The following is a 17,186-nucleotide window of genomic DNA, read 5'->3' as shown; positions in this document are numbered from 1 at the left end:
GTCCTTTTCGTTTTACAGGCCGGGTTGACGGGTATGCCAGTCGGTCACTTGCTGGAACTGATGCGCGGCATTCAGCAGACGAGACTCGCTGAAATAGTTGCCAATCAATTGCAAGCCTACCGGTCGGCCCTGCGCCCCGAAGCCAACCGGATGAGCAATCCCGGGCAGACCGGCCAGATTCACACCCAGCGTGTAAATATCTGCCAGATACATGGCAACCGGGTCATCCCCCTTCTCGCCCAGATTCCAGGCAACCGTTGGCGCAGCAGGCGCGGCAATCACATCACACTGAGAAAAGCCTGACTGGAAATCTTCCGACAGCAAGCGACGCACTTTCTGCGCTTTCAGGTAATACGCATCGTAGTAGCCATGGCTCAATACATAAGCGCCCGTCAGGATGCGCCGTTTGACTTCAGTACCGAAGCCTTCGGCACGACTTTGCTCGTACAGGGCTTCCAGAGCCGAGGTCTTCTCATTGATATGCTTCTGATAGTCTGCCGCACGGTGACCATAGCGAACGCCATCGAACCGACTCAGGTTGCTGGAAGCCTCCGCTGGCGCAATCACGTAATAAGCGGGGATCGCCAATTGGGTGCGAGGCAGACTGATCTCGACAATCTCGGCACCCAGCTTGCGATACTCCGCCAAAGCAGCCTCAATGGCCGCCTGCACGTCGGCGGACAAACCTTCACCGAAATACTCCTTGGGCATACCGATCCGCAATCCTTTCAACGATTGCGCAAGCGCGCCGGTATAGTCCTCGCCAGCCCGTTCCAGGCTGGTCGAATCGCGTGGATCATGCCCGGCCATGACATTCAGCATCAATGCACAATCTTCAGCGGTCTGCGCAATCGGCCCACCCTGATCCAAAGAGGATGCATAAGCCACCATGCCGTAACGGCTGACAATGCCATAAGTCGGCTTCAACCCGGTCACTCCGCAGAATGCCGCCGGTTGACGGATCGAGCCACCGGTATCAGTAGCCGTTGCAGCGGGCGCCAGCCGCGCAGCCACTACCGCAGCGGAGCCACCAGAACTACCACCGGGTACGGCTGTTTGATCCCACGGGTTCTTCACGACGCCATAAGCACTGTTCTCGTTGGACGACCCCATGGCAAACTCGTCCATATTGGTGCGCCCCAGCGTCACCAAGCCCGCATCCTTGCAACGGCTAATCACTCCAGCGTCGTAAGGCGAGACGAAGTTATCGAGAATTTTTGAGCCACAGGTTGTGCGCCACCCTTCGGCACAGAAAATATCTTTATGGGCAACCGGCACTCCGGTTAGCACCCCTGCCTGACCCTGTGCTCGCCGTGCATCGGCTTGCTTGGCCATTTCAAGCGTTTTTTCCCGATCCACCGTGATGAATGTATTCAACACCGGATTCAAGGACTCGATTCGGGCAAGGTAATCGCTGGCAAGTTCGACCGCAGAGGTCTTGCCGCTGGCCAGCAAGTCAGCAGCTTGTTTCAATGTGTATGTCGTCATGGCCTGTTCGAATGGTGATGCCGGACGCAAGGTCGGCAGAGTCCCATGTAATTCGTTGTTGAGGCTGCTCCGGCAGCAGAATGGGGTAGGTCTGAAGGCGACTGGAAATGCCTGCAAATATGCGCAACGATGCTGCAGCGCCACAAACTGCGACGGCACCCTGCTCTTACTCGATAACCTTCGGCACCAGATACAGCCCGGCTTCAACAGCAGGCGCCACTGCCTGCAGCGCTTCGCGCTGGTTGGATTCAGTCACCTTGTCTTCACGCAGTCGCAGAGCCACATCCTGCGCATGGCTCATTGGCTCGACGCCATCGGTATTGACCGACTGAAGTTGCTCGATGACACCGAAGATTCCATTAAGCTGTTGCTGCATCGCAACAGTCTCTTGCTCGTCGATTGCGATACGCGCCAAGCGTGCAATCCGGCGGATGTCGTCTGAGGATAGCTGCATTGGAAACCCTCGCTAATTCTTTAAGTTTATGGGCGCGTTAGAGTATCATAGCCGGTTTGGTCAGCCCAATAGCCGCCTTGGCTGGCAGCAAGGCAAGGGCTGGTCAATTTGCGCCACATCAAGGCATGATCGGCGAATTTCGGACCCACTCCAGGCGGGGCTGGGCAACCCCAGGCAAAACCACGAAAGCACATAGGCAGAATCATGTTTGGAGCACTGAGCGGCTACTTTTCCAACGACCTTGCCATCGACCTTGGCACAGCAAATACGCTCATCTACGTTCACGGTAAAGGGATTGTGCTCGACGAGCCGTCCGTCGTGGCGATTCAGCAGGAAGGCGGCCCTGCAGCAAAGAAAACCATTCTGGCGGTCGGCGCAGAAGCAAAGAAAATGCTTGGGCGCACTCCTGGCAGCATTACTGCCATCCGCCCAATGAAGGACGGTGTGATTGCTGACTTCACCATCACCGAGCAGATGCTCAAACAGTTCATCAAGAAAGTTAACCCGAGCCGGGTTTTCACCAACACACCGCGCATTGTGATTTGCGTGCCCTGCGGTTCAACTCAAGTTGAGCGTCGCGCCATCAAGGAATCCGCACTGGGCGCTGGTGCACGCAAGGTCGAGTTGATCGAAGAGCCGATGGCAGCTGCAATCGGCGCCGGTCTTCCCGTAGAAGAAGCAACCGGCTCAATGGTGGTGGATATTGGTGGCGGCACCACTGAGGTTGGGGTTATCTCGCTCGGAGGTATTGTCTACGCCAGCAGCGTCCGGGTAGGCGGCGACAAGTTCGACGAGGCCATCATCAATTACATCCGTCGCAATTACGGCATGTTGATTGGCGAAACCACAGCCGAAACCATCAAAAAAGAGATTGGCTCGGCATTTCCTGGCGCAGAAGTACGGGAAATGGAAGTTAAAGGCCGCAACTTGGCCGAAGGCATTCCTCGCTCATTCACTATCTCGTCCAATGAGATTCTGGAAGCACTAACCGAACCACTCAACCAGATTGTCTCGGCAGTCAAGCAGGCTCTTGAACAAACACCTCCAGAGCTTGGTGCGGACATTGCAGAAAAGGGCATGGTTCTGACCGGTGGCGGCGCACTACTGCGTGACATTGATCGCTTGCTGATGGAAGAAACCGGCTTGCCCGTTATCGTGGCCGAAGATCCTCTGACTTGCGTGGTACGTGGCTCGGGTCGGGCACTGGAAAAGATGGACCGCGTCGGCTCCATCTTTACCAATGACTAAGTACATACACTGATAAACGCCAGGGAGAAGGGGCTGCCTCTTCTCCCTTTTGATTTTTTACGCACGGCACGCATCTCCCATGCAACCTACGCAACCGGCGTTTTTCAAGCAGGGCCCTCGCCCGCTAACCCAGCTGCTGCTCTATGCATCGCTGTCGGCCATCCTGATGGTCGGAGACCATCACTTCAAGCTTCTCAATAGCGCCCGGGAATACGGCTCTGTCCTGCTCTACCCGCTACAATGGCTAGCAACCGCGCCCGTATCCGCTATGCGGGAAACCGGTAAATTTCTTACCGCACAAACCGAACTGCAAAAAGAAAACCGCGAATTACGCAATCAGCAACTGCTCGCCAATGCGGAGCTTTTGCGCATGGATGCGCTCAAGCACGAGAACGAACAGCTACGAGCATTGACTGCAACCAACGCCACCAGACAAGGCAAAGGCATTCTCACCGAAGTGCTCTACAACGGCCGCGACCCCTTTTCAGCTCAACTTATTGTCGATAGAGGCGAGACATCTGGCGTCAAAACCGGTCTGGTTGTCATTGACCCCAATGGAGTTGTCGGCCAGATAACCCGAGTCAACCCGCTGGTTAGTCAGGTAACTTTGTTAAGCGAAAAGAACCACGCCGTACCGGTTGAGGTGAAGCGCAACGGTCTGCGTGCCGTCGTGTTTGGCATGGGCAAAGAAAACCCTCTTGAAGTTCGCTACATGCCCGCAGCTTCTGATATTCGCAAAGACGACATACTCATCACCTCCGGCCTGGATGGCACTTACCCAGCAGGCCTACCGGTCGCCAGGGTCATGCAAGTCGATCAGAACTCGGGCATGGCTTTCGTAAGGATCCAATGTCAACCCATTGCCAATATCGATAAGAACCGCTTCTTTCTGATTCTGGATGAAAGTCGCACACTGCCCCCAGCCCCGGAGCCGCCCAAACAACCAGAAACCAAGCGGAAAAAAAGAAGAGGGGAAGAGTGAGAAATGCCCGTAACTCGTGAGCTGTTAAAACCGGTTAAAACCAGTTTCATCATTTTTAGCTTTATCGTAGCGCTGCTATTCAATCTGATTCCATTCCCATTCAGTCACGGCAATTTATTTGTTCTGCCAGATCTGGTCGCCCTGCTTTTGCTGTACTGGGGAATGCACCAACCCCGCAAAGTCGGGGTCGGTACGGCCTTCTGGCTAGGATTAGCCCTGGATATTGCCGATGCCAACGTATTTGGCCAGCACAGCCTTGCCTACTGCCTGACCACCTATGTGGTCGCCTCCCGCCGACGGCAACTGGCTGTCTTCCCCTTGTGGCAGCAGGCGCTTTACATGCTTGGGCTGTTACTACTCAACCAGTTCATCATGCAGCTGGTCAGGAAAATACTGGGCGCCCCCTTTATAGGCTGGGGATACTTTGTAGGCTGCTTTATCGCAGCATTGCTCTGGCCTCTGATTACACGACTGCTACAGCATCCCCAGAGAAAAGAATCGCCATCTGAGTTATGAAACTTCGAACCGAATTACGCAATCGGGAGCGGGAACAATATGACTTCCAATGGCGGCTATTAGCCGCCTTGTTATTTGTCATTACCCTGTTCTGCACGCTGGTCGCCAGATTTGTTTATTTACAGGTCATTGAACACCAGCATTATCAAACCATGGCGGAAACCAACCGGATTTCATTGGTACCAATCCCCCCTTCTCGCGGCATCATTACTGATCGGAATGGAGTAGTTCTGGCCCACAACTACTCGGCCTATACATTGGAAATTACCCCTTCCAAGCTGGAAAACATAGAAAGCACCATTAACGCACTCAGCGAAATTGTTGAAATCACTGCCAAAGATCGCCGCCGCTTCAAAAAACTGGCAGACGAAAGTAAAGATTTCGAATCCCTGCCAATTCGCACCCGCCTGACTGAAGTTGAAATCGCAAAATTCGCCGCCCAGTCCTTCCGCTTTCCCGGTGTTGAAATCAAAGCCCGGCTGTTCCGTCACTACCCCATGGGCCAATCGGCATCGCACCTGATTGGCTACATTGGTCGTATCAACGACAAAGATCTCGATACACTCGAACAGGACGGCAGGCTGCCCAATTACAAAGGCACCAATCACATGGGTAAATTCGGGCTGGAGCAAAGCTACGAAGCCTATCTGCACGGCAAAACCGGTTACGAGGAGGTCGAAACCGATGCCGGCGGCCGGGCGATACGCTCCCTAAGGCAGGTTCCCGCTACCGCTGGCAACAATTTGCGCCTGACTATTGATATCCAGCTGCAGCAACTTGCCGAGAAAGCATTTGGCGACAACAAAGGCGCACTGATTGCCATTGATCCGGCAACCGGTGGGGTGCTGGCACTTGTTTCGCGCCCCGGCTTCGACCCCAATCTGTTTGTTGACGGAATTGATCCACAAAGCTGGAAAGAGTTGAACGAATCACCAGACCGGCCGCTAAATAATCGAGCGATTCAAGGAACCTACGCCCCCGGCTCCACCTTCAAGCCCTTCATGGCCATGGTGGCACTGGAAACAGGCAAGCGCACCGCCCAGCAGGGCATGCACGACCCCGGCTTCTTTGTATTGGGTACACACCGCTGGAACGACGACAAACGTGGCGGGCATGGCTGGGTAAATATGTACCAATCCATTGTGCAATCGTGCGACACCTACTACTACCAACTCGCCATGGATTTAGGCATAGATAATATTTCGCGCTATATGGCGCAGTTCGGATTCGGACAAAAAAGCGGAATTGATTTACCCGGAGAGAAGATCGGCGTATTACCTTCGCAAGACTGGAAGCGCCGCGCATTCCGAAAGCCCGAAGCTGGGAAATGGTTTGTTGGTGACACAATCAGCATTGGCATTGGTCAAGGGTTTAATACATACACCCCGATGCAGCTGGCGCACGCCACTTCTATTCTTGCGAATAATGGCGTTATTTTCCGCCCGCATTTAGTAGGGTTCATCGAAGATAGCGCCACAGGCACTCAAACCAAAGTCGAACCCAAACCCATTGCGCAACTGCCATTCAAACCAGCCAACTTCGATATTGTCAAAGCGGCTATGGTTGGCGTCAATAAAGAAGGTACAGCAGCACGCGTCTTTCGCAATAGCGAATATGTTTCTGCAGGTAAAACCGGTACGGCCCAGGTATTTAGCCTGAAAGGCGAAAAATACAACGCAAGCCGCATTTCCAAGCAATTACACGACAATGCATGGTTTATTGCTTTTGCGCCAGCAGAAAAACCAAAAATTGCATTAGCCCTGATTGTTGAAAATGGCGGCTTTGGCGCTCAGGCCGCTGCGCCTATTGCAAAAATCGTCATGGACTATTATCTACTTGGAAAGCAGCCCACCGAAGTCGTGCAAATACACCCAGGCAGCAATAACGCCGAGCCGCAAACCGACGGAGAAGAGGTGTTAGTTGATTAAGCGAATCCTTGCCAGAATAGCCAGTCCCGTGGATGGTTGGCTTTTATTTTTCACGCTGATAATTTTTTCAGTCAGTATGGTGTTGCTATTTTCCGCATCCAATCAATCCACGGAAAAGCTCGTCAATAAATCGACCTTCCTGGCGATTGGACTGATCGCAATGTGGGTAGTGGCGAATATATCACCCCAGACACTCGGACGCCTCGCCCTGCCCGGCTACATTCTTGGCATGTGCCTGCTGATTGCAGTGGCGGGATTTGGCGATATCGTTAATGGTGCTCGCCGCTGGCTGAATCTCGGGATTACCCGGATTCAACCTTCCGAATTAATGAAAATTGCTGTCCCTTTGGTTTTGGCATGGTTCTTCAGCCTGTATGAGGCCAATATCAAGGCCCGTCACTATTTTGCAGCAGCCATCATGATCGCCATGCCAGCAATCCTCGTTCTGAAACAACCAGATCTTGGCACCGCTTTGCTGATTTCAGCGGCTGGCTTTTATATATTATTTTTTGCGGGCCTCTCTTGGCGCATTATTGGTTTGTTAGCCTTGATTGGTGCAATTGGTATTTATATCGTCATGGACTGGGATCGATGTACCCAATTATTTCATGACTTCCAATGCCGGCGAATCGAGGTTCTCAAAAACCCGATGGATGATCCTTTAGGCGCAGGCTATCACACGATTCAAGGAACCATTGCGATTGGGTCGGGTGGCGTATTTGGCAAAGGCTGGCTCAAAGGAACACAGACACACCTGGACTTCATTCCAGAGCGCACTACCGATTTTATCTTTGCTGTATACAGCGAAGAATTCGGCTTGATGGGTAATTTAGTATTGCTTATCTTATATTTATTGGTAATTGGCAGAGCGTTTATCATTACCAGCTCGGCATCAACTCTATTTGGCCGTTTATTGGCAGGCTCCATTACACTGACCTTATCAACTTATGTTTTTGTGAATATGGGTATGGTTTCAGGCATATTGCCAATTGTTGGCGTTCCTCTCCCATTAATGTCTTATGGTGGCACGTCCATGCTCTCAATCATGATTTGCATTGGCTTGTTGATGAGCATCCAGCGCCACAGAAAGCTGATGAAATCGTGATACCGCGGCTGCTCCTTCTCGTAGCGGTGCTCCTGCTGTCAGCCTGCGGTGCCTTGAATAGCCCTGCCCCAACAACGCCAAACCCTTCCACATCCCCTGGCACCGGCCCCAGCACACCAGCAACCAAACTCCCAACCCTTTCGCAGGCAAAACCCCATCAACGCTTGCAGGGAGGGGCGGGGTACTATAAAGATGATGGGCCATTGGATGTCCCTTTTGATCTGGACAGCATCCCGGAACCCATCCCTAAAGCAGAACCCTTCCATAAGTTTGCCAACAATCCCTATTCTGTTCTTGGCCAGAGCTACACCCCCCTGAATCGACTCGGAGAGCTCAAACAAAAAGGCTTCGCTTCTTGGTATGGTCGAAAATTTCATGGGCAGAAAACATCGACTGGCGAACCTTATGACATGTTCCAGCTCACGGCAGCCCACCCTACATTACCCATCCCGAGCTACGCCCGGGTCACCAACACCAAGACCGGCAAAAGTGTTGTAGTGCGCATCAATGACCGTGGCCCTTTTCACAAAGGCCGCATTATTGACCTCTCTTATAACGCCGCTTACCGTCTTGGCTATTTGGCAGAAGGCTCTGCCGAAGTTGAGGTGGAAAGCCTTGTACCGGACAAACAATCGAGCCTTGAGGACCCAATCGAAGCGCTGGCGCAAACACTATCAGAGCCAGCCTCTGCTCCCGAGCCTCAGATAAGCCCAGGCAACAGCCCTAATGAGAAGCTATTTGTGCAGCTGGCAGCGTTCTCCAGCGCAGCCAGCGCCGAGTCTTTCAAGTCAAAAGTCGAATACCAATTTGCCTGGGTAAAAGATGTGGTCGCCATTCAAAAAGATGAGCGAACTTATCGCGTCAGGATTGGCCCCTATGCGACATCAGCCGAAGCCAACCTTGCCGCAAACCGCCTCGCCAACAGTCTGGAATCGAAGCCCATTGTCGTTAGATAAAAATTCTCTTGCATACCCCAAAGAAATATTGCATAATTCATTTCTCTGCCGCGGGGTGGAGCAGTTGGCAGCTCGTCGGGCTCATAACCCGAAGGTCACAGGTTCGAGTCCTGTCCCCGCAACCAAATTCAAAACGCGCCATAGCATCTATGGCGCGTTTTTCGCTTTGGGGTGTTGCTTTGTTGAATGAGTGTTTCTGCCCTCGTCGTGACATTGCCCCTTCTTGCCATGTAATTCGGCTTTAATCCCTCAGTTCATACTTTCAGCTTTTTCAGAATCGGTCCTGTTATCTGTCTTCAGACGACCGAAGAGGGAAACGTCCACCCGAGTCCCTTCTCTGGTTGCGGCCGCTCGTTGCAAGCCCTCCAGAATGAATCCTTCACGGCTTAGCATGCGATGTGAACGAAGGTTATCCGCAAGGACCTCTGCCGACACTCTGAATACATCCAGCTCACGAAAAGCATACTCACATGCCAATCGGACGGCTTCGCCGCCATATCCATATCCCCAACAATCTTTTTCTCCGATGACGATACCAACCTTGCAAGTTGCTTCGTCAAAATCAATGGCAACCAAGTGGAGAAAGCCAAGCAAGCGACCATCTGTCAAGCGATGAATTGCCCAGTGTCGTTGGTCGCTTGGGGGATTCATCCAGCGCTCAAGCCGGCACCTGCTCGCTTCGAGAGAGACCACTGCGGCACCCCCTGCGGACAGCTGCTGTATGTCCGGGTCGTTATACCAGGCATGTACATGCAACAAATTTTCCGGAACATGCAACGCCAGAAAAACACGCTCCCCTACAGCAATGTGCAGACCAGAAAGATCCATGACCGAAAGCTTTAAATAATGTCTAAATCAGCAGTTGCAATGGCGGCCCCAGACAGCCCTAAAGCATGGCCAGCGACTCGGAGATATGCAGGTTGGGAATCAAGTACGCATCAGGGAGGATGGCCCTCCCTGCTGCTTATTTGGCGTTGATTTTGAACAGGCGCAATAGCGGAATCTGACTGCTAGGCCCGAACCAGCGCTCAAAAATCTTGGCCGCCTCACCAGTCTGCTCCATGCCGACGATGGTCTTGTTGACCTCATCCATCAAGCGCTTCTCACCTTTTCGCACGCCAATGCCATAGACCTCCAGTGAAATTGCCAGGTTCGGGATCTCATATTCAGCCTTGTTTGGCATCTTGTTGTGCAGGGCAGCCAGAATCGGCTCATCGGTACTGAAGGCATCAATTTCACCCTTTTGCAGTGCGGCAAAGCCGTTATCTGCTTCGGGGTAAAGCTTGATCTTGGCAGCGGGCATCTCCTGTTGCAGCTGTTTCTCTGACGTCGAGCCCGCAATGGTGCCGATCTTGGCGTGAGTAAGATCTTCAATCGCCATGGCCTTGCCCTTGCGAACGATGAATTTCTGTCCGGTCACGAAGTAGCCATGACTGAAATCAATGAGCTTGGCACGCTCAGCGGTCTTGGTCATTTCGGCAACCAGGATATCAACCTCCTTGGCTTGCAGCTTGGGGATGCGATCCGCCGTTGTGATGTCTTTGATCACCGGCTTCACCCCCAGCTGCCGGGCAATCGCAATGGCAAAGTCAACATCGTAACCCGTGTAGCTTTGTGTCTTGGTGTTCAGTTGGGCGAAGGGCGGATCGGATGTCACACCGACAACCAGCACACCGCGCTTCTTGATGTCATCAAGATCATCGGCAAAAGCTGTACCGATAAGGGATAAACCGAGCAAGGCAGACAGCAGAATTTGGCGCTTCAAGACAAACCTCCAATAGTAAACAGGCTGTAAGGAATGGCAGCAGCAGGGCATTACGGCACTTGCACATGCTGGATTGTCTTGCAGCATCCACGATTTTTCAGTCACCGGGAAGGGCTAGATGCGCCAGCAACTCAAATGGATGCGCGATACGCAAATCGGCTCCCCACTCATCCGGGGAGTCAGTACTGGCAATATAGCCATAATCAGCAAGCACGGTTTTCATGCCGACTGCGCGGCCGGCAGCAATATCTCGCTCGGCATCGCCGACATACCAGCACTCTTCTGCAGGCAGGCCCAATTGATCGGCGGCGTATCGCATGGGCCGGGGGTCCGGCTTGGCCACGCCAACGGTATCTCCCGACACAACGACGCCCGGCGGGACGGTCAGCCCCAGATTGGGTACTAACCTGTCGGTAAATCGCATCGGTTTGTTGGTGACGATACCCCATGCCAACCCTTTGGCTGCCAGGGCTTCCAACGTGGCATTGACGCCCTCGAACAGCTTGCTGTGTTCACAAAAATGATGCTCGTAGTGATCAAGAAAGCGTTGGCGCAGCGCGTCAAACTCCGGATGATCGCGCCCCAGGCCGAATCCCAGCTCAATCAAGCCTCGGGCACCGTGGCTGGCCACTGGGCGGATGGCCTCATAGCCAACCGGAGCCCGCCCCTCTTCAGCCAGAAGTCGATTCAAGGCCGCGCCCAGATCGGGTGCCGTATCGGCGAGCGTGCCGTCCAGATCGAACAAGATTGCTCTGATCATTCGCCCAACTCCTTATGGCAAGCCATCAGGTAATTCACCGTCGCATCGCGGTTCAGGGAGTATTGCTTGCTCAAGGGGTCATACGTCATCCCGGCCAGCTCAATCAAGTCGAGGCCAGCACTACGCGCCATGCGGGCCAGCTCGGAAGGCTTGAGGAAGCGGGCATAGTCATGTGTGCCACGCGGCAGTAATCCCAGCACATATTCCGCACCAATCACCGCTTGCAAATAGGCTTTCGGATTGCGGCTGATAGTTGAGAAAAACACCCAACCACCCGGCTTGGCTAAACGGCTGCATGCAGCAACGACACTGGCAGGGTCTGGCACATGCTCCAGCATTTCCATGCAGGTCACCACATCGAAGCTGCCTGCGGCTTCTTCAGCCAGGGCTTCAACGGCAATGCAGCGGTAATCGACGGTGACACCAGACTCCAAACCATGCAGCCGCGCCACTTTCAAAGACTTTTCTGCAAGATCGACCCCCGTCACTGCGGCGCCGCGAGCAGCCATGCTCTCAGACAGAATGCCGCCGCCACAACCGACATCCACCACGCGCATTCCGGCGAGGGCCGCGTGCTGTTCAATAAAGCCCAGGCGGAGGGGGTTGATCTCGTGCAGCGGCTTGAATTCGCTGTTCGGGTCCCACCACTTGTGGGCCAATTCGGAAAACTTGGCGAGTTCGGCTGCATCAACGTTCGGGGTTTCGATTGTGCTCATGTCGGCGGCAAACGTAAAAATGGTGAATCGGGCGGATTGGCAGTCCAGCTTGGAACAGGGGCCGACCATGCGGCCCCACACGGTGAACTGCGCCTATTATGCCTTGGCAACACGCTCGCCCCACCAACGGGCTTTGGCGACGAGCTCCCGTTGATTCAGCGTTGTCAGTTCTCGGGATTGCAGCAGCGCTTTGCCAGCCACCCAGACATCGCTGACTTGTTCGCGGCCTGCGGCATAAACCAGATGTGAAATCGGGTCATAACAAGGTTGGGTTTCGAGCGCACTCAAGTCCACTGCAGCCAGATCAGCCTGCTTACCAGGAGTGATACTGCCAATCTGGTCTGCCATCCCCAGCGCACGCGCGCCGCCAAGGGTGGCCATTTCCAGCACTTCTGCCGCAGGCAGTGCTTTGGGATTACCGCCAACCTTGCCCAGGAACGCGGCCAGCCGCATTTCCGCGAACATATCGAGCTTGTTGTTGCTGGCGGCACCATCGGTACCGATTCCGACCGCAATGTCTGCATCGCGCATCGCCTGGATCTGCGCGATCCCGGACGCGAGCTTCATATTGGAGGCCGGGTTATGGGCAATCGTCACGCCCTGCCGCGCCAGCAGCTCAATCTCCTCAGGTGTGGTATGCACCATGTGCGCAGCAATCAGATTGGGGGTCAGCAAACCCAGCTCGTGCAGGCGCTGCAGCGGACGGCGCCCGTGCTCTTTGAGACTGCCGGCGATTTCTTCCTCGGTTTCGTGAATATGGCAATGCACACCCAGCTCCAGCTGCTCCGCCAGGGTCACCACTCGACGGAAGGTGGCATCCGACACGGTGTAAGGCGCATGCGGTGCCAGCGTAAATGTGACCAAGGGTTCGCCAATGAAGCGATCGCGGCTCGAAATTGCCTTGCTCAGATAATCCTCGGCATCGACGCCATAGGCGGTCGGAAACTCCAGAATCGAGGCCCCCACCACTGTGCGCATGCGGGCGGTCAACCCTGCCCTGGCCACGGCATCGTGGAAGAAGTACATATCATTGACGGTTGTGGTGCCACTACGCAGCATTTCGGCCATGGCGAGGCAAGTGCCATCGAACACGAATTCATCACTGAGGTGGCGCTTCTCGGCAGGCCAGATGTGGTGGTTAAGCCAATCCATCAGGGCCAGATCGTCCGCCAGACCACGCAGCAAAGTCATGGCTGAATGGCCGTGCAGATTGACCAGGCCGGGTATCAAGGCATGCTCGGCCAGTTGATGCTCGTGGCGGGCGCTATAGCGGCCTTTCGCTTCCGACGTAGGCAGCAGGGCGATGATCTTGTCGCCATCAATGGCGACACTGTGGTTATCCAGAACCACGCCACGCGGCGCAACCGGAATGACCCAACGGGCATGAATCAGGGTGTCTACGGTTTGCACGGTTTTAACTCCTTATTGTGTGTTGGCGCAGGTACTGCGTTCAGGGACCAGACTCTTTTGATGTTTTGTTTCCGGTCGAAAACAAAATATCAACAGAGCCTACCGTACTGACCCGTTGTCGTCGTTTGGGGAAATGCACACCCCTTACTCGCATTCGTGATCATCGCCATGGGCCAGAAGCCTTGGTATGCCCATGATTTGCAAGTCCTTCGAAGCGGGACACGGTCCAGACTCTGTGAACGTGGGCCGGCATGATAGAGCATGCCGGCCAAGGTGTCGTGCAGTGCAACATCTTCGCGGCTTGGCTCTCCGGGCTCTGTTGACGTTTTAATTCCCGGATCGGAAACAAAACATCAACAGAGCTAGTATCAGCATTTCTTCAAAGACTTGCCCAGTCGCCGCTTTCCGTCCTGCAAGAGTCGGGTCACAATCGCCGGCTTTGCCAAACAAGACGGCTGCCACTTCGAGCAACCGCCACCTTTTCGGAGATCTTCCATGCACCAACTTCGACCGCTCGCCGCCTTGCTGGCGCTGTGGGGCTCCCAGGCGCTTGCCGCGCCGCAGCTCAACCTGTCCGAGCCCGCCCTGTCACCCGACGGCAAGGAAATTGCCTTCGTTGCTGGCGGGGATATCTGGACCGTCGCCGCCAGCGGCGGAGAGGCGAGACTGCTGGTTGCGCACCCGGCGACCGAGTCCCGGCCACAATGGTCACCCGATGGCAAGACCATCGCATTTGTCTCCCATCGCAGTGGCAATGGAGATTTGTACGCGGTCAACATCAGCAGCGGTGCGCTGTCGCGGCTGACCTGGGACGATCGCGCCGAGCAGATGGGGGGCTGGTCCGCCGACGGAAAGTGGCTGTACTTTGCTTCTCCCGCCCGCAATATCCAGCGCATGAACGACGTATATCGGGTTGCCGCCAGCGGCGGCCAAGCGCAGCGTATCGCCAGTGAACCGTATGTCGATCTCAGCTATCCCGTGCCGTCGCCCGACGGCAAGACCGTGGCCGTGGCGGCGCGTGGCTTTGATCAGTGGTGGCGCAAAGGCAGCGCCCATATCGACCAGAATGAGCTGTGGCTGATCAAGGATGGCCAATTCCGGCAACTATCGCCCAACGGCGCCCGCTACCTCTGGCCGATGTGGCATCGCAGCGGCGAAGCGGTGCTGGCCGTTTCCGACCGCAATGGTGCCGAGAACCTGTGGCAACACCCACTCCAAGGCGAACCCCGCCAACTGACCTCATTCAAGGATGGGCGCGTTTTGTGGCCGAACATGGCCGCGAACGGCAGTGCCGTGGTTTTTGAGCGTGATTTCGGCATCTGGCGCTACGATCTGGCCGCCGACAAGGCCGAGCCTGTCGCCATCAGCCTCAAAGGTGCGGTGTCCGCTACCACCAGCGAGCGTTTGAGCGTCGGCCATCAGCAAGAAGAGCTGGCGCTATCGCCAGATGGCAAGCAGATCGCCTTCATTGCCCGAGGTGAAGTGTGGCTGGTTGCTCGCGACGGTGGAGAGGCGCGTCGCCTGACTCGCACTTCAGCCGCCGAATCGCAGTTAGCATGGTCCCCCGACAGCAAGCGTCTGGTGTATGTCTCCGAGCGTAGCGGCGCCGCGCAGCTCTGGCGCTACGATCTGGCCAGCGGCAGCGAAACCCGGCTGACGCAAAGTGCCGACAATGACGCCACCCCACGCTTCTCGCCCGACGGCAAGACGATTGCCTATGCCCGCGCCGGACGTGAAGTCAGGCTGGTGGATGTCGAAGGCAAGCAGGATCGTCTGCTCGCGACCGCCAAACTCGGCCACCCGCCAATCTGGTCGGATCATCCGTTCGCCTGGTCGCCCGATGGCGAATACCTGGCCTTTATCGCTGCAGGAGACCGACTCAACCGCAACGTCTATCTCGTCCCCAGTGCAGGCGGCCCCGCCCGGCCCGTCAGCCGCCTTGCCAATCCGGCCATGGGCAAGCGCGTCTGGTTCCACCCGGAAGAACTTGGGGTGGGCAACCGCGCCCTGAGCTGGTCGGCCGATGGCAGTCACCTGCTGTTCCGCGCCTTCCAGCACAGCGATATGGGACAGGTGGTGCGAATTGATCTAGTCCCCTCCAAGCCGGTGTTCAAAGAAGACGCCGACACGCCACGCGCCAGCATCGGGCCGGCGCTGGTGCCGCAGTACGATTGGGCACTGCGCCGGGCCACACCGCTGCCGCTTGGGCTGGATGTGCAATTCCACGCCACCAGCCCGGATGGCAAATCTCTGGCCGTTATTGCCACCGCCGGCGGTCAGCAGAATGTCTGGCTCTATCCGCTGGACCCCAGCCAACCCGCCGTCGCCCGCCAGCTGACTGCCACAGCCGGTGCCAAGCAGTTTCTGCAATGGACACCCGATAGCAATGGCCTGGTCTTCCTTGAAGGAGGAAAGCCACAGAGCGTGACCCTTGATGGCAAAGCCAAGCCATTGGCCATCATGGCAGAGCTGGATGTTGACTTCGACCAGGAGAAAGCCGAGCTGTTTGATCAAGCCTGGCGCCTGCTGCGCGACAACTTCTACGACCCTGCCATGCACGGCCTCGACTGGAATGCTGTGCATGCCCGCTTCCGCCCGCATGCCGAAGGCGCCCGCAGCCGCGACGAGCTGCGACGCGTTATCAGCCTGATGCTGGGCGAGCTGGGGGCCTCCCATCTGGGCATCGCCAGCCGGGATCCGGTCGTGACCAGCACAGGCCGTCTGGGCATCGACCTTGATGACGCCCTGCTGCAAAAAGAAGGCAAGTTCCGACTTGCCAGTGTGTTGGGGAATGGTCCTGCCGTACAGGCTGGCCTGAAATCAGGTGAGTTCTTGCTGGCGGTGGATGGAGAAACCCTGAGCAGCGCGCGCAATCTGGATGCTCTGCTGGATCGCAAGATCGGCCGCAAAGTCTTGCTACGGGTACAGGGAAGCGATGGCAAAGCCCGGGAGGTGGCAATCAAGCCGATTGGCTATGTCGATGAAGCGGCGTTGCGCTATCGCGACTGGGTAGAAGCCAACCGCAGCTACGTGGACAAGCAAAGTGGCGGCAAACTGGGCTATGTGCACCTGATCAATATGGTCGATTCCGCCTGGAGCCAATTTCTGCTTGATCTGGATGCCGACAACCAGAGCAAGGAAGGCGTGGTCATCGACGTACGCAACAACTTTGGCGGCTATGTGGATAGCTATGTTCTCGACGTCCTGAACCGCCGCAGCCACTTCCGGGTAACGCCACGCGGACTGACCGAGGCCCCCGGTCGGATCTCGATCGGTACTCCGGCACTGGAAAAGCCCACGGTGGCCATCACCAACAAGATCACCCTGTCGGATGGCGAAGTCTTCACTGAAGGCTATCGCGCCGCCCGTCTGGGCCCGGTCATTGGCGAACCCGGTGCAGGCTGGGTGATCTTCACCTCGTTCAAGCTGCTGGTCGATGGCTCGTACCTGCGCCTGCCGTTCGGCCGCACGATTGCCAGCGAAGATGGCCTACCACTCGAAAATCGCCCACGCAAAGTTGATGTCGAGGTCGAACAGCCCTTGGGCCAACCTCAGACAGACAAGCAACTGGATGCCGCCATCGCCGAGCTGATCCGGCGCGTGCGGCGCTGACGGCAGGTCGGACTTTCGCGTTCAACGGTGGCCTCAAGAGGCGTGAGCCCGCGCATCGAAAGTCCGGCAGATTGCGCGGTTCGCAAAACACTGGGTTTTCAGCCCTTGTCGCTGACCGCTAGGCTCTGTTGACGTTTTGTTTCCGGTCGCGCCGGGCCGAGTTTTGGGGCAGGGCTAGGCAGGGTGAGCGTGGTTTAGCGAGCTAAATAAGCGAACCCTAACGACGCCGCGTCGTTAGGGTTCGCT

The 17,186-nt window shown here is 55.8% G+C and carries 14 protein-coding genes and 1 tRNA gene; 8 read left to right on the top strand and 7 right to left on the bottom strand.

Annotation, left to right across the window (positions count from 1 at the left end; translation table 11 throughout):
- Positions 1–12 precede the first annotated feature (12 nt).
- Both gatA and gatC read right to left on the bottom strand, forming a co-directional pair.
- Positions 13–1,488 (bottom strand): Asp-tRNA(Asn)/Glu-tRNA(Gln) amidotransferase subunit GatA, encoded by a 1,476-nt coding sequence (gene gatA, locus PZA18_RS12985; RefSeq protein ID WP_284101277.1) that lies wholly within the window; start codon positions 1,486–1,488, stop codon positions 13–15.
- A 166-nt stretch (positions 1,489–1,654) separates the two neighbouring features.
- Positions 1,655–1,942 (bottom strand): Asp-tRNA(Asn)/Glu-tRNA(Gln) amidotransferase subunit GatC, encoded by a 288-nt coding sequence (gene gatC / locus PZA18_RS12980; RefSeq protein WP_284101276.1) that lies wholly within the window; start codon positions 1,940–1,942, stop codon positions 1,655–1,657.
- Positions 1,943–2,146: 204 nt separating this feature from the next.
- On the opposite strand from gatC, the gene PZA18_RS12975 reads away from it, so the two are divergent.
- From PZA18_RS12975 to PZA18_RS12945, 7 genes are all read left to right on the top strand, one after another.
- A complete protein-coding gene (locus tag PZA18_RS12975; RefSeq protein WP_284101275.1) occupies positions 2,147–3,190 on the top strand; it encodes a rod shape-determining protein in 1,044 nt (347 codons plus the stop codon).
- Positions 3,191–3,269: 79 nt separating this feature from the next.
- A complete protein-coding gene (mreC, locus tag PZA18_RS12970; RefSeq protein WP_284101274.1) occupies positions 3,270–4,172 on the top strand; it encodes a rod shape-determining protein MreC in 903 nt (300 codons plus the stop codon).
- Between the two features lie 3 nt (positions 4,173–4,175).
- The gene (mreD, locus tag PZA18_RS12965) at positions 4,176–4,688 is read left to right on the top strand and encodes a rod shape-determining protein MreD (protein ID WP_284101273.1); all 513 of its coding nucleotides are present in this window, start codon (positions 4,176–4,178) and stop codon (positions 4,686–4,688) included.
- Positions 4,685–6,616: a penicillin-binding protein 2 gene (gene mrdA / locus PZA18_RS12960; protein ID WP_284101272.1), complete on the top strand. Its 1,932-nt coding sequence runs from the start codon at positions 4,685–4,687 to the stop codon at positions 6,614–6,616. Before mreD ends, mrdA begins: the two co-directional genes overlap by 4 nt.
- Positions 6,609–7,721: a rod shape-determining protein RodA gene (rodA, locus tag PZA18_RS12955; RefSeq protein ID WP_284101271.1), complete on the top strand. Its 1,113-nt coding sequence runs from the start codon at positions 6,609–6,611 to the stop codon at positions 7,719–7,721. The genes mrdA and rodA overlap by 8 nt, the downstream gene beginning before the upstream one ends.
- Positions 7,722–7,924: 203 nt before the next feature.
- Positions 7,925–8,677, top strand: coding sequence for a septal ring lytic transglycosylase RlpA family protein (locus PZA18_RS12950; protein WP_284101270.1), 753 nt, complete (start codon positions 7,925–7,927; stop codon positions 8,675–8,677).
- Positions 8,678–8,726: 49 nt separating this feature from the next.
- Positions 8,727–8,802: transfer RNA gene (locus PZA18_RS12945), tRNA-Met, on the top strand.
- Between the two features lie 124 nt (positions 8,803–8,926).
- Here PZA18_RS12945 and PZA18_RS12940 read toward each other — a convergent pair.
- The 5 genes from PZA18_RS12940 to PZA18_RS12920 all read right to left on the bottom strand — a co-directional run bounded on the left by PZA18_RS12940 (position 8,927) and on the right by PZA18_RS12920 (position 13,328).
- A complete protein-coding gene (locus PZA18_RS12940) occupies positions 8,927–9,505 on the bottom strand; it encodes a GNAT family N-acetyltransferase (protein ID WP_284101269.1) in 579 nt (192 codons plus the stop codon).
- A gap of 136 nt (positions 9,506–9,641) precedes the next feature.
- Positions 9,642–10,442 carry a transporter substrate-binding domain-containing protein gene (locus PZA18_RS12935; RefSeq protein WP_284101268.1) on the bottom strand — a complete coding sequence of 267 codons (801 nt, stop codon included), beginning with the start codon at positions 10,440–10,442 and terminating at the stop codon, positions 9,642–9,644.
- Positions 10,443–10,539: 97 nt separating this feature from the next.
- Positions 10,540–11,202, bottom strand: coding sequence for a phosphoglycolate phosphatase (gph, locus tag PZA18_RS12930; protein WP_284101267.1), 663 nt, complete (start codon positions 11,200–11,202; stop codon positions 10,540–10,542).
- The gene (gene ubiG, locus PZA18_RS12925; protein WP_284101266.1) at positions 11,199–11,918 is read right to left on the bottom strand and encodes a bifunctional 2-polyprenyl-6-hydroxyphenol methylase/3-demethylubiquinol 3-O-methyltransferase UbiG; all 720 of its coding nucleotides are present in this window, start codon (positions 11,916–11,918) and stop codon (positions 11,199–11,201) included. Before ubiG ends, gph begins: the two co-directional genes overlap by 4 nt.
- A gap of 96 nt (positions 11,919–12,014) precedes the next feature.
- Positions 12,015–13,328 (bottom strand): TRZ/ATZ family hydrolase, encoded by a 1,314-nt coding sequence (locus tag PZA18_RS12920; protein ID WP_284101265.1) that lies wholly within the window; start codon positions 13,326–13,328, stop codon positions 12,015–12,017.
- Between the two features lie 495 nt (positions 13,329–13,823).
- Between PZA18_RS12920 and PZA18_RS12915 the strand changes: the two genes are divergently transcribed.
- Positions 13,824–16,940, top strand: coding sequence for a S41 family peptidase (locus tag PZA18_RS12915; protein WP_284101264.1), 3,117 nt, complete (start codon positions 13,824–13,826; stop codon positions 16,938–16,940).
- The last annotated feature ends 246 nt before the right edge of the window (positions 16,941–17,186 follow it).

This window comes from Parachitinimonas caeni (assembly GCF_030129945.1).
Lineage (GTDB): Bacteria > Pseudomonadota > Gammaproteobacteria > Burkholderiales > Chitinimonadaceae > Parachitinimonas > Parachitinimonas caeni.
Note: the sequence above shows the minus strand (reverse complement) of the source record. Positions and strands in the feature narration are given on the sequence as shown.

What these genes read in the sequence shown, in the direction of transcription:
- mreD (WP_284101273.1), top strand. Translation starts at nt 4,176, where the DNA reads ATGCCCGTAACTCGTGAGCTGTTAAAACCGGTTAAAACCAGTTTCATC.
- PZA18_RS12940 (WP_284101269.1), bottom strand. Translation starts at nt 9,505, where the DNA reads ATGGATCTTTCTGGTCTGCACATTGCTGTAGGGGAGCGTGTTTTTCTG.
- mrdA (WP_284101272.1), top strand. Translation starts at nt 4,685, where the DNA reads ATGAAACTTCGAACCGAATTACGCAATCGGGAGCGGGAACAATATGAC.
- PZA18_RS12915 (WP_284101264.1), top strand. Translation starts at nt 13,824, where the DNA reads ATGCACCAACTTCGACCGCTCGCCGCCTTGCTGGCGCTGTGGGGCTCC.
- gatA (WP_284101277.1), bottom strand. Translation starts at nt 1,488, where the DNA reads ATGACGACATACACATTGAAACAAGCTGCTGACTTGCTGGCCAGCGGC.
- gatC (WP_284101276.1), bottom strand. Translation starts at nt 1,942, where the DNA reads ATGCAGCTATCCTCAGACGACATCCGCCGGATTGCACGCTTGGCGCGT.
- mreC (WP_284101274.1), top strand. Translation starts at nt 3,270, where the DNA reads ATGCAACCTACGCAACCGGCGTTTTTCAAGCAGGGCCCTCGCCCGCTA.
- ubiG (WP_284101266.1), bottom strand. Translation starts at nt 11,918, where the DNA reads ATGAGCACAATCGAAACCCCGAACGTTGATGCAGCCGAACTCGCCAAG.
- PZA18_RS12975 (WP_284101275.1), top strand. Translation starts at nt 2,147, where the DNA reads ATGTTTGGAGCACTGAGCGGCTACTTTTCCAACGACCTTGCCATCGAC.
- gph (WP_284101267.1), bottom strand. Translation starts at nt 11,202, where the DNA reads ATGATCAGAGCAATCTTGTTCGATCTGGACGGCACGCTCGCCGATACG.